This is a genomic window from Prescottella equi (assembly GCF_002094305.1).
GTDB classification, from domain to species: Bacteria; Actinomycetota; Actinomycetes; order Mycobacteriales; family Mycobacteriaceae; genus Prescottella; species Prescottella equi.
The window spans coordinates 205,271-216,920 of sequence record NZ_LWTX01000004.1 but is presented as its reverse complement, the minus strand read 5'-3'; the positions used below and the strand labels follow the sequence as shown (position 1 = coordinate 216,920).

Below are 11,650 nucleotides of genomic sequence, written 5' to 3'. Positions count from 1 at the left end.
TCACATCGACGCGATGAGCCGCTCCACCCGCTCATCGACCGAGCGGAACGGGTCCTTGCAGAGCACGGTCCGCTGTGCCTGATCGTTGAGCTTGAGATGCACCCAGTCGACGGTGAAGTCGCGACCCGCGTCCTGGGCCGCCGCGATGAACTCGCCGCGCAGTTTCGCCCGAGTCGTCTGCGGCGGAGTCTGCACGGCGGCCTCGATGGTCTCATCCTCGGTCACCCGCTTGGCGAGTCCCTTGCGCTGCAGAAGATCGAACACCCCACGACCACGCTTGATGTCGTGGTAGGCCAGATCGAGCTGGGCGATCTTCGGATCGGCGAGGTCCATGCCGTACTTGTCCTGGTAGCGCTGGAACAGCTTGCGCTTGATCACCCAGTCGATCTCCGTGTCGACCTTCGCAAAATCCTGGCTCTCCACGGCGTCGAGCGTGCGGCCCCACAGATCGACCACCTGGTCCACCTGGGGATCGCGTTCGCGGGTGCGCAGATGATCGACGGCCCGCGAGTAGTACTCCCGCTGAATATCGAGCGCACTGGCCTGCCGCCCGCCTGCCAGCCGGACGGGGCGGCGGCCGGTCAGGTCGTGGCTCACCTCACGGATCGCCCGGATGGGGTTGTCCAGCGCGAAATCGCGGAACGGGACCCCGGCTTCGATCATCTCGAGGACCAGCGCCGCGGTACCGACCTTGAGCATCGTGGTGGTCTCGGCCATGTTCGAATCGCCGACGATCACGTGCAGACGTCGGTACTTCTCCGCATCCGCGTGCGGTTCGTCGCGGGTGTTGATGATCGGCCGCGAACGGGTGGTCGCCGACGAGACACCCTCCCAGATGTGCTCCGCGCGCTGCGACAGGCAGAACGTCGCCGCCTTCGGCGTCTGCAGGATCTTGCCGGCGCCGCAGATCAACTGCCGGGTCACCAGGAACGGCAGCAGCACATCCGAGATCCGGGAGAACTCCCCGGCGCGGACCACGAGGAAGTTCTCGTGGCAGCCGTACGAGTTGCCCGCCGAATCGGTGTTGTTCTTGAACAGGTAGATGTCCCCACCGATGCCCTCCTCGGCCAGGCGCTGCTCGGCGTCGACCAGAAGGTCCTCGAGCACGCGTTCGCCCGCGCGGTCGTGGTTCACGAGTTGGAGGAGGCTGTCGCACTCGGCCGTCGCGTACTCGGGATGTGATCCCACATCGAGATACAGCCGGGCACCGTTGCGGAGGAAGACGTTGGAACTGCGGCCCCACGAGACCACCCGCCGGAAGAGGTAGCGGGCAACCTCGTCCGGACTCAGCCGTCGATGACCGTGAAAGGTGCAGGTGACACCGAACTCGGTCTCAATTCCCATGATTCGTCGCTGCACACTTCGACAGTACAGCGCCGAGCGCGTTTGCCTTGCCGTTCGCGAACAGCCTCGCGGCCCTAGGGTGGGAACGTGGCCGAAGTGAGATGTTTCCCCGAACGTACCGACCGGATACTCATGCGTCTGAGCGCCGATCTACCGCCCTCGGGGTTCGACGGCGGGCTGCGGACACTGAGCAACGCCGCGAACCACAGCGTCCTCTGGATGGGTGTCGCGGCAGGCATGGGACTGGCCGGTGGCCGCGCCCGGCGCGCCGCGGTCCGCGGCGTCCTCGCGGTGGCCGGTGCCAGCGCGCTGTCGAACGCGGTCCTCAAGCCCGTCTTCCCGAGACGCCGCCCGCCCGCCGGCACCCCGGAGTTCACGGTTCGACGCGGACTGCCCGCGCCGCGCTCGTCGTCGTTCCCGTCCGGCCACTCCGCATCCGCGGCCGCATTCGCCACCGCCGTCGCGCTCGAATACCCCGCCGCCGGCGTTGCGCTCGCACCGCTCGCCGCGGCAGTCGCGTACTCGCGCGTGCACACCGGCGTGCACTGGCCGTCCGACATCGCGGTCGGTGCCGGTGTCGGCGCCGCAGTCGCCCTCGCTACGAGGCGATGGTGGGCAGTGCGGGACGAGGAGCCCGCGACGCTGGGACCGGATCGCACGACGCAGGCGCTGGTCGAGGGCGACGGCATGGTCGTGTTCGTCAACCCCGGGTCCGGCAGCGACGACGACGCCGTCCGTACCGAGGTCGAGCAGGCGCTGCCCAAGGCTCGGATCGTCGAGTTCGACGGTGACCGGGACTTCGCCGCCCAGATCGACGAGATCGTCGCCGCGCGCTCCCCGAAGGCGCTGGGGGTCTGCGGAGGCGACGGCACGGTGGTGACGGTGGCCGCAGCCGCCGTCCGCCACGACGTTCCGCTCGCGGTCTTTCCGGGCGGCACGCTGAACCACTTCGCTCGGGACGCCGGTGTCGGCGACGTCGCATCGACCGCGGCCGCGATAGCCGACGGCAGCGCCGAACTGGTGGATCTCGGCCGGATCCGGGTGGACGGCGGCGAGGAGGCCACGTTCGTGAACACCGCGAGCCTGGGCGGCTACCCGGACTCGGTGCGACTGCGTGAGCGCTGGCAGCCCCGGCTGGGCAAGTGGCCGGCGGCCGCTCTCGCCATGGCCAGGGTGCTCAAGTCCGCGCAGCCGCTGAAGGTCACCATCGACGGCGCCGAGCACGCGATCTGGATGCTCTTCGTCGGGAACGGCCGCTACACTCCGTCCGACCAGGTACCGATGTCGCGACCGGAGATCCACCGCGGCACCCTCGACGTGCGGTATCTGCTTGCCGACCACCGGTTCTCCCGGATCAGGCTCGTTGCCGCCGCGCTCACCGGCACACTCGGCACCTCACCGACGTACGCGCACCGCAATGCACCCTCGGTGTCCATCGAGATCGACGGCGACCCGGTCGCGTTGGCGACCGACGGCGAGGTGGTCGCCGACGGTCGCCGTTTCGAGTTCCGCAGTGAACCCCGGCGCGTGGTGCTCTACCGCCGGCTCTAGTCGGACCCGGTGGTGTTCCCGGTATCGGGAGCACCGCCGGCCTCGCCGCCTTCCGCGGACTCCTGCTTCGGCGCGGACGGTGCCGGCAACAGTGGTTCGAGCGCAGCCCCCGCGATGCGGCGGAAGGTGCGGCGCGGCCGGGACTGATCCAGCACGGCAACCTCGAGGCCCGTGACCCCGAGCGCTCGACGTTCGGAATCGCCGTTGCCGGAGGGAGTTCCGTCCCGCAGTGCGGTCACCGCGACCGACACGGCCTCGGCCAGATCCATTCCCGGGCGGTACGACTCACGCAGAGCCGACGCGATCGGCTCGGTGGTGCCGCCCATCACGACGAACTGCTGCTCGTCGACGATCGAACCGTCGTAGGTGATCCGGTAGAGCTGGGCGTGCCGCGGCCCTTCCTGCGGGCCGACCTCGGCCACACAGATCTCCACCTCGTACGGCTTGGGCTGCTCGGTGAAGATCGTCCCGAGCGTCTGGGCGTAGCCGTTCGCCAGCGACCGGCCGGTCACGTCGCGACGGTCGTACGAGTAGCCACGCATGTCCGCGTGCACGATGCCTGCGCGGCGCAGGTTCTCGAACTCGTTGTACTTGCCCACCGCGGCGAAGCCCAGGCGGTCGTACAGCTCGCTGACCTTGTGCAGCGCCGTGGACGGGTTCTCCGCGACGAACAGGACGCCGTCGGCGTAGGTCAGCACGATGACGCTGCGACCGCGCGCGATTCCCTTGCGCGCCAACTCCGAGCGATCGCGCATGATCTGCTCGGCTGAGGCGTAGTACGGCAGCGTCATCGCGGGGTGCGTCCTTCCTCGGTGCGGCCAGCGACTACTGTGCGCGCCAGTTCGGCGGTCCGCTCGGCGGGCACGTTCACCGCGCCGGCCGAGGTGATGGACACCGCCGTCGGATAGATCGAGCGCACCAGGTCGGGTCCACCGGTGGCGGAATCGTCGTCGGCGGCGTCGTAGAGCGCCTCGATCGCCATCCGCAGGGCCGAGTCCTCGTCGGCGCCTTCGCGGTACAGCTTCTTGAGCGATGACTTCGCGAACAGCGATCCGGATCCGACGGCGTGGTAGCCGGCCCGCTCCTCGTACCGTCCACCCACGACGTCGTACGACACGATCCGGCCGGCCCGTTCGGGGTCGGGCGCGTCCAGGTCGAAACCGACGAGCAGCGGCACCACCGCGAGGCCCTGCATCGCGGCACCGAGGTTGCCGCGCACCATCGACGACAACCGGTTGGCCTTGCCGTCGAACGTCAACTGGACGCCCTCGATCTTCTCGTAGTGCTCGAGCTCGACGGCGAACAACCGGACCAGCTCGATCGCCACCCCGGCGGTGCCGGCGATGCCCGCTGCGGAGTAGTCGTCGGTGACGAACACCTTCTCGACGTCGCGGCTCGCGATGAGATTGCCCATGGTGGCGCGCCGGTCGCCGGCGATGACGACACCGCCCGCGAACGTCAACGCGACGATCGTCGTGCCGTGGGGCGCGACGTCACCGTCCGGGCCGTTGCCGTTCATGTCGATTCGATTGCCGGGCAGCATTTCCGGCGCGTGGAGACGCAGGTACTCGGTGAACGAGGACAGGTTCGAGGCGAACCCCGATCCGAGTCCGGCACCGAGGCCGCCGACGGTCGACGGCACCCCTGCACGACCCGCCGTCACTGGCCGCCCTTCTGGACGTACGCACGCACGAAGTCCTCGGCGTTCTCCTCGAGCACGTCGTCGATCTCGTCGAGCAGATCGTCGGTGTCCTCCGCGAGCTTTTCACGCCGTTCCTGCCCGGCTGCGCCCTCGCCGATCGGGGCATCGTCGTCGTCGCCACCACCAGCGCGCTTGGTCTGCTCCTGGGCCATAGCCACCGACCTCCTCTTCACCTCGGACCTGCCGGAGCAACCCTCCGGCCGTCCGTACTGCTCGGACCCTAACCCTACCGACCGACAGTGACCGTGGGGCGGCAAGCACGCGGCGCGATTCGCCGGTGTGATCAGTTCGTAAGCTGCTCCACCAGCTCAGCGGCCGAATCCACCGAGTCGAGGAGCTTCCCGACGTGGGCGCGACTGCCCCGCAGCGGCTCGAGTGTCGGGATCCGTACGAGCGATTCGCCGCCGAGATCGAAGATCACCGAATCCCAGCTGGCCGCGGCGATGTCGGCACCGAAGCGGCGCAGGCATTCGCCGCGGAAGAACGCGCGGGTATCGGTCGGCGGGTTGTGTACCGCGTCGAGCACCTGCTGTTCGGAGACCAGGCGCTCCATGGACCCACGCGCGACCAAGCGGTTGTACAGGCCCTTCTCGAGTCGCACGTCGGAGTACTGCAGGTCGATCATGTGCAACCGAGGCGCCGACCACGCCAGCCCCTCGCGACTGCGGAATCCCTCGAGCAGACGCAGTTTCGCCGGCCAGTCCAGCAGGTGTGCACATTCCATGGGGTCGCGTTCGAGCAAGTCCAGCACCATCGCCCACTTGTCGATGATGTCGGCCGCGCGAGGATCGTCGTCGCCCTCGCGATCGACATGCTTGGCGACGCGATCGAGGTAGATCCGCTGCAGGGCGAGTCCGGTGAGCTCACGTCCGTCCGCCAGTGCCACGGTGGCCCGCAGTGTCGGGTCGTGGCTGATGTGGTGGACCGCCGTGACGGGTCGCGCGAGTTGCAGATCGGTGAGATCCACTCCGGCCTCGATGAGGTCGAGCACCAGAGCGGTCGTACCGACCTTGAGGTACGTCGACATCTCCGCCAGATTCGCGTCGCCGATGATCACGTGCAGTCGGCGGTACTTGTCGGCGTCCGCGTGCGGTTCGTCGCGGGTGTTGATGATGCCCCGCTTGAGCGTCGTCTCGAGGCCCACCTCCACCTCGATGTAGTCGGCGCGCTGCGACAGCTGGAACCCGGCTTCGTCCCCGGACTGGCCGATACCGACGCGTCCCGAGCCGCAGATCACCTGCCGGGACGCGAAGAACGGTGACAGCCCCGCGATCACCGCGGAGAAGGGCGTCTCCCGGGACATCAGGTAGTTCTCGTGCGTCCCGTACGACGCGCCCTTGCCGTCGACGTTGTTCTTGTAGAGCTGCAGTCGGGGCGCCCCGGGAACGCTCGACGCGTGCCGGGCCGCAGCCTCCATCACCCGCTCACCCGCCTTGTCCCAGATGACGGCATCGAGCGGGTCGGTGACCTCGGGGGCCGAGTACTCGGGATGCGCGTGATCGACGTAGAGACGCGCACCGTTGGTGAGGATCATGTTGGCCGCACCCACCTCGTCCGCGTCGATCACCGGCGCGGGGCCGTTGAGCCGTCCGAGGTCGAATCCACGTGCGTCCCGTAGCGGCGACTCGACCTCGTAGTCCCATCGCGTGCGCTTGGCGCGCGGCACGCCGGCCGCCGCCGCATACGCCAGGACCGCCTGCGTGGAGGTCAGAATCGGGTTCGCCGAAGGCTCTCCGGGCGATGAGATGCCGTACTCGACCTCGATACCGATGATCCGCTGCATGGCACGAGCCTAGATCGTCAGACGCCTCCGCATCCGGACGACGGCATCGAGATAGTCATCGGGACTCGTCGATCCGGCACTGGAGGTACGTGTCCGCACCGATTCGGCGCAGCACGGCCGCCACCGGACCCGGTGCCCATCGCGCGCCCGGATCCTTCTCGAGGCGAGGATCGACGAGATGCACGGTGCATCCCCGAACGGTGGCGTCGCACTCCCCCGCCTCGAGCACATTGCGAACCCAGTCGCTGCCGGAACCGTAGGTCAGGGCGAATCGATAGCCGTTTCCGATCCGAAACGCGTTGACGGGGGTCGTGTACGGCCGGCCCGAGCGTCTGCCGCGGTGATGCATCAGCGCGAAGCCGGGAATTCGTCCGGCGATGTGGACCACGACCCGATTGAGTCCCACCCGATTGGCCCGCGCGAGTGAACGTGGAAGGGGCACGGCGTCACCACCTCTCGTCCACGCCAGCGTATCCCCACTTCGCGGAGCCTCCGAGACGTAGCCGCTTGACCCTGACACAGTGAGAAGGACTCGAATGGGCGGCGAAGGAGGTGGTCGTCGTGAACACCACGAACCACGGCGGGCCGTTTGCCCGCATCGTCCGCGCCCTGGCCGCGCCCGGACCCTCGGATCGGCTGCGGACGGCACTCGCTGTCGGCACGGACGCGGATCCGGCCTTTGCGGAGGCACTTGTCGCGCGCTGCGGCGTCGAACCGGACTTCTTCGTCCGCGACATGCTGACCTGGGCGCTGTGCCGTCTCCCTGCGGAGGTGACGGTGCCGCTGCTCATCGACGAGCTCGGCTCCGACATCACGCAGGCACGCAGTCAGGCGCTGCACACGCTGTCCAAGATCGGGGACACGCGCGCGTGGCCGGCGGTACGGACATTGCTGCACGATCGGCACGACGACGTGGCACGCAGCGCGTGGCGGGCCGCGGTCGCGGTGGTGCCGCCCGGCGCCGAGCCCGACCTCGCCGCGGATCTCGCGACCGAACTCGGGCGCGGTGATCGGGATCGGCAGCTCAGTCTGAGCCGCGCGCTGGTCGCGCTGGGCGACGACGTCCTGCCGGCACTCGACGTGGCGGCCGCGGACGCCGATCCGTACGTTCGAACGCACGCCCAGGCTACGCAGCGTCTCCACCTCGATCCGGACAGCGGGTTCACCGTGTCGGTCGAGCTCGCGAGGCGCGTCGCGGCGACCGGACCGGATGCATAGAGACGCACGGAGCAGGAGCAGTCATGTTGATCGGTGAGGTCTCCCGGCGTTCGGGGGTCAGTGCTCGGATGCTGCGTCACTATGACGCCCTGGGGCTGGTCACCCCCACCGGGCGCACCTCGGGTGGTTACCGCGAGTACTCCCCCGACGACATCCGGCGGCTCTTCCACGTCGAGAGTCTGCGGACGCTGGGGCTGTCGCTCGAGGATACGAAACGGGCACTGGACGAGCCCGAGTTCGCACCGTCCGCTCTCGTGGGAGACCTCATCCGGCACACCCGCCGGCGGATCGCCGCCGAACAGGAACTGCTCGCCAAACTCGAGCGGGTCGACGACGCCGGACCCACGCTGTGGGACGACGTGCTGCGCGTCGTCGGTCTGCTGCACGCCCTCGACTCCGAGTCGGCGGGCCGCCGGCAACAGGCCGTCCTGTCCCAGGACCCGGGGGCCGCGCTGCCGGTCGCAGCACTGGTCGAAGCCGCGCTGGCGGAGGAGAACCCGAATGTGGCGGGGGCGCTGCAGTGGTCGCTGGCGCGTGCCGCCGATCGGGGACTTCCCGAACTCGCCGCCGCGCTCGACTCGGCGTCGGTCGAGATCCGTCGGCGCGCCACCGCCGCGATCGCGTCGGTTCGGACACCCGAGGCGACCGCACTCCTCAGACGGGTGCTCGACGATCCGGACACCTCGATCCGCGAGCGGGCCGCACTGTCCCTGGGCTCCCTCGGCGACACCGAGGCCATCCCGACTCTCATGACGATGATCGTCGACGGGCGGTCGGACGTCGAGGCCGCGGAGGTGCTGGGCCGGCTGGCGGCGAGCACCCCGGATCCCGACCACGTCGCCCGGCTGGTGCACGACACGCTCGACGACTCCGACGACCCGCCCACGCGCCTGCGAATCACGCAGGCGCTGGCCGAGATTCCCGGCGAAACCGCCCGGGAGATCCTCGTCCGGCTCGGCGCCGACCAGGACCGGACCGTTGCCGGGACCGCTGCGGTGATCCTGGGTCTGCGCGACCGCGACAGCGGGCGACGTCGACGTCCGCTCTGACAGCACCGCGGCGCGCGGTGCGACGATGAGGGCATGGACGAGGTCGTCGCCGTATACGACGCGCAGGGTGAACCGGTCGGCACCGCGCCCCGGTCGCGGGTGTACGCGGAAGGGCTGTGGCATGCCAGCGCCGGCGTGCTGCTCCGCTCGCTCGACGGCTCCCGCATCTACGTTCATCGGCGGACGCCCCAGAAGGCTGTGTTCGGGGGCATGCACGACTGCCTGGCCGGCGGCGTCGTCGACCCGGGAGAGACACCCGAGCAGACGGCGCGGCGCGAGCTCTTCGAAGAACTGGGCGTCACCGAGGTCGAACTGTCCCCGATCTCGCGGATCGCGTGGGACGGGACGTGGAACGGTGCGCCGCTGCGGTGCCACCTGTTCGCGTTCGAAGCCCGCTACGACGGGCCGCTGCGCCTTCAACCCAGCGAGGTCACCGACGGCTGGTGGTGGACCGAACGAGAACTGCAGGCACACCTGCAGGACCCGACGTGGCCGTTCGTTCCGGACACGCGGGTCCTGCTGGCCGACTACCTCGGCGGTGGCGGGGTCTAGAGGTACTGACCCGTGTTCGACTCGGTGTCGATGGCCCGGCTGGCGCTGGCGTTCTTCCCGGTGACCAGCGTGCGGATGTAGACGATCCGCTCGCCCTTCTTGCCCGAGATCCTTGCCCAGTCGTCCGGGTTGGTGGTGTTCGGCAGGTCCTCGTTCTCCGAGAACTCGTCGACGATCGAATCGAACACGTGCTGCACTCGTAGGCCGGGCGACCCGGTCTCGAGCACGGACTTGATCGCGTACTTCTTGGAACGGTCCACGATGTTCTGGATCATGGCGCCGGAGTTGAAGTCCTTGAAGAACAGGACCTCCTTGTCACCGTTCGCATAGGTGACCTCCAGGAAGCGGTTGTCGTCGCTCTCCGCGTACATCCGGTCCACGACCCGCTCGATCATCGCCTTGACGCAGGCCGCCCGATCGCCGTTGAACTCCGCGAGATCGTCGGCGTGCAGGGGCAGCGTCTCGGTGAGGTACTTCGAGAAGATGTCCTGAGCGGACTCGGCGTCGGGACGCTCGATCTTGATCTTCACGTCGAGCCGCCCGGGCCGCAGGATTGCGGGGTCGATCATGTCTTCGCGGTTGGACGCACCGATCACGATGACGTTCTCGAGTCCCTCGACGCCGTCGATCTCGCTGAGCAGCTGCGGGACGACGGTCGTCTCGACGTCCGACGACACACCCGACCCGCGGGTACGGAAGATCGAGTCCATCTCGTCGAAGAACACGATCACCGGCGTGCCCTCGGACGCCTTCTCCCGGGCGCGCTGGAAGATCATCCGGATGTGCCGCTCGGTCTCACCGACGAACTTGTTGAGCAGCTCGGGGCCCTTGATGTTGAGGAAGTAGGACTTGGCCTCCTTGCTGTCCTCCCCGCGGGCCTCCGCGATCTTCTTGGCGAGCGAGTTGGCGACCGCTTTCGCGATGAGTGTCTTACCGCAGCCCGGCGGGCCGTACAGCAGCACACCCTTGGGCGGGCGGAGCGCGTACTCGTGGAACAGGTCCTTGTGGAGGAACGGCAGCTCGACCGCGTCACGGATCTGCTCGATCTGCCGACCGAGGCCGCCGATGTCGTTGTAACCGACGTCCGGCACCTCCTCGAGCACCAAGTCCTCGACCTCGGCCTTGGGGATGCGCTCGAACGCGTACCCGGCCTTCGTGTCGACCAGGAGGGAATCTCCGGGACGCAGGCGGCGCGACGGGGAATCCGGGTCCTTGACGTCGTCCTCCTCGGCGATCTCCGCGAGAGGGGCAGCGAGCCACACGACCCGCTCCTCGTCTGCGTGTCCCACCACCAACGCACGCTGTCCGTCGTCGAGAACCTCACGCAGAGCACAGATCTCACCGACGCTCTCGAACCTCGTGGCCTCGACGATCGTGAGCGCCTCGTTGAGGCGCACCGTCTGGCCCATCCGGAGCGTGTCCGTCTCGACGTTCGGGGAACACGTCAGGCGCATCTTGCGTCCCGACGTGAAGACGTCGACGGTCTGATCCTCGTGAACGGCGAGCAGCACCCCGTAGCCGCTGGGCGGCTGGCCGAGCCTGTCGACCTCCTCGCGGAGAGCGATGAGCTGCTGCCGGGCCTCCTTGAGGGTGTCCATCAGTTTGCCGTTGCGGACGGTGAGCGAATCCACGCGAGATTCGAGTTCGCGCAACTGCTCGGGTGATTCCGCGAGTTGCCTGCGGAGCGCCGAGATCTCTGCCCGCAGCGCATCGAGCTCACGTGCCGCGGCAACCGGGTCCGGATTCTCAGTCGGGTTCATGTGCAGCTCCTCCCAGTCCGATCCATCAACGCTACCGGCAGCGCGAGCAAAGCGGGGTGTGACACGACCTCGAACCGTTCCGAGACACAGCCGCCGACGAACCGTGACGCCCACGGAAGCCCTGGTGACCCATGTTAGCCTTACCTTTCTAAAGGCCGGTCGCGCCCGATCGTGCCCCGAACCGAAAGGCCTCACGGTGTTCATCCGCAAATCCCTCGTCGCCGCCGGCGTGCTGGTCGCCGCCCTCGGAATGACTGCGTGCAGCTCGGACGATTCGTCGGACACGACCTCCTCCAGCACCACGGCAGCCGCCTCGGCCACGACCACGACAGCCTCGGGATCCACGGTGGCTGCGCCGTCCACGGAGGTACTGCAGGAGGAACTCACCACGTTCTTCGACCCCGCCGCCCCTGTCGAGCAGAAGACCGCGGTGATCGAGAACGGTGACCAGCGTGCGGACGTCATCGCCCAGCTGAACGGGGTCCTCGCGGGCTACCCGCTGACGGCGACGGTCGGCGAGGTTGCGGTCGAGGGTGACACCGTCGTGGCCACCACGCAGATCGCCGGCCCGCACGGCGGCGCTCCCGTGCCCGTCACCTTCGTCCAGAAGGACGGCAAGTGGCTGATCTCCGACGCGAGCACGTGCGAGATTCTCGGCATGGGCCGGCTGTCCTGCTCCTGACCCACCCGG

The 11,650-nt window shown here is 68.5% G+C and carries 12 protein-coding genes; 5 read left to right on the top strand and 7 right to left on the bottom strand.

The features are described 5' to 3' along the window. Nucleotides 1–1,359 carry a Pup--protein ligase gene (pafA, locus tag A6I89_RS13220; RefSeq protein ID WP_005513222.1) on the bottom strand — a complete coding sequence of 453 codons (1,359 nt, stop codon included), beginning with the start codon at nucleotides 1,357–1,359 and terminating at the stop codon, nucleotides 1–3. Nucleotides 1,360–1,476: 117 nt separating this feature from the next. Between pafA and A6I89_RS13215 the strand changes: the two genes are divergently transcribed. Next, nucleotides 1,477–2,895 (top strand): bifunctional phosphatase PAP2/diacylglycerol kinase family protein, encoded by a 1,419-nt coding sequence (locus A6I89_RS13215; RefSeq protein WP_022595939.1) that lies wholly within the window; start codon nucleotides 1,477–1,479, stop codon nucleotides 2,893–2,895. On the opposite strand, the gene prcA is transcribed toward A6I89_RS13215, so the two are convergent. The 5 genes from prcA to A6I89_RS13190 all read right to left on the bottom strand — a co-directional run bounded on the left by prcA (nucleotide 2,892) and on the right by A6I89_RS13190 (nucleotide 6,822). Further along, the gene (gene prcA / locus A6I89_RS13210) at nucleotides 2,892–3,686 is read right to left on the bottom strand and encodes a proteasome subunit alpha (RefSeq protein ID WP_005513225.1); all 795 of its coding nucleotides are present in this window, start codon (nucleotides 3,684–3,686) and stop codon (nucleotides 2,892–2,894) included. The two genes, A6I89_RS13215 and prcA, sit on opposite strands and share 4 nt — an antisense overlap. Next, entirely contained in the window at nucleotides 3,683–4,438 is a 756-nt protein-coding gene (gene prcB / locus A6I89_RS13205) for a proteasome subunit beta (RefSeq protein WP_226347397.1), read from the bottom strand. The genes prcA and prcB overlap by 4 nt, the downstream gene beginning before the upstream one ends. A 116-nt stretch (nucleotides 4,439–4,554) precedes the next feature. Beyond that, nucleotides 4,555–4,749, bottom strand: a complete 195-nt coding sequence (locus A6I89_RS13200) for a ubiquitin-like protein Pup (protein WP_005513229.1) — start codon at nucleotides 4,747–4,749, stop codon at nucleotides 4,555–4,557. Nucleotides 4,750–4,880: 131 nt separating this feature from the next. After that, on the bottom strand, nucleotides 4,881–6,380 hold the full coding sequence (gene dop / locus A6I89_RS13195) for a depupylase/deamidase Dop (protein ID WP_005513231.1): 1,500 nt from the start codon (nucleotides 6,378–6,380) through the stop codon (nucleotides 4,881–4,883). Nucleotides 6,381–6,435: 55 nt separating this feature from the next. Beyond that, nucleotides 6,436–6,822 (bottom strand): nitroreductase family deazaflavin-dependent oxidoreductase, encoded by a 387-nt coding sequence (locus tag A6I89_RS13190; RefSeq protein ID WP_172504528.1) that lies wholly within the window; start codon nucleotides 6,820–6,822, stop codon nucleotides 6,436–6,438. Nucleotides 6,823–6,941: 119 nt separating this feature from the next. Between A6I89_RS13190 and A6I89_RS13185 the strand changes: the two genes are divergently transcribed. From A6I89_RS13185 to A6I89_RS13175, 3 genes are read left to right on the top strand one after another with little or no spacing between them, the layout of a single operon-like run. Next, nucleotides 6,942–7,598: a HEAT repeat domain-containing protein gene (locus tag A6I89_RS13185; protein ID WP_044991016.1), complete on the top strand. Its 657-nt coding sequence runs from the start codon at nucleotides 6,942–6,944 to the stop codon at nucleotides 7,596–7,598. Between the two features lie 23 nt (nucleotides 7,599–7,621). Then, entirely contained in the window at nucleotides 7,622–8,647 is a 1,026-nt protein-coding gene (locus A6I89_RS13180; RefSeq protein WP_022595931.1) for a HEAT repeat domain-containing protein, read from the top strand. 33 nt (nucleotides 8,648–8,680) lie between these two features. Continuing rightward, on the top strand, nucleotides 8,681–9,199 hold the full coding sequence (locus A6I89_RS13175; protein ID WP_022595929.1) for an NUDIX hydrolase: 519 nt from the start codon (nucleotides 8,681–8,683) through the stop codon (nucleotides 9,197–9,199). On the opposite strand, the gene arc is transcribed toward A6I89_RS13175, so the two are convergent. Further along, on the bottom strand, nucleotides 9,196–10,959 hold the full coding sequence (gene arc, locus A6I89_RS13170) for a proteasome ATPase (RefSeq protein ID WP_005513236.1): 1,764 nt from the start codon (nucleotides 10,957–10,959) through the stop codon (nucleotides 9,196–9,198). The genes A6I89_RS13175 and arc overlap by 4 nt on opposite strands. Before the next feature lie 196 nt (nucleotides 10,960–11,155). Here arc and A6I89_RS13165 point away from each other — a divergent pair, with 196 nt between their 5' ends. After that, on the top strand, nucleotides 11,156–11,641 hold the full coding sequence (locus A6I89_RS13165; protein WP_013416016.1) for a nuclear transport factor 2 family protein: 486 nt from the start codon (nucleotides 11,156–11,158) through the stop codon (nucleotides 11,639–11,641). The last annotated feature ends 9 nt before the right edge of the window (nucleotides 11,642–11,650 follow it).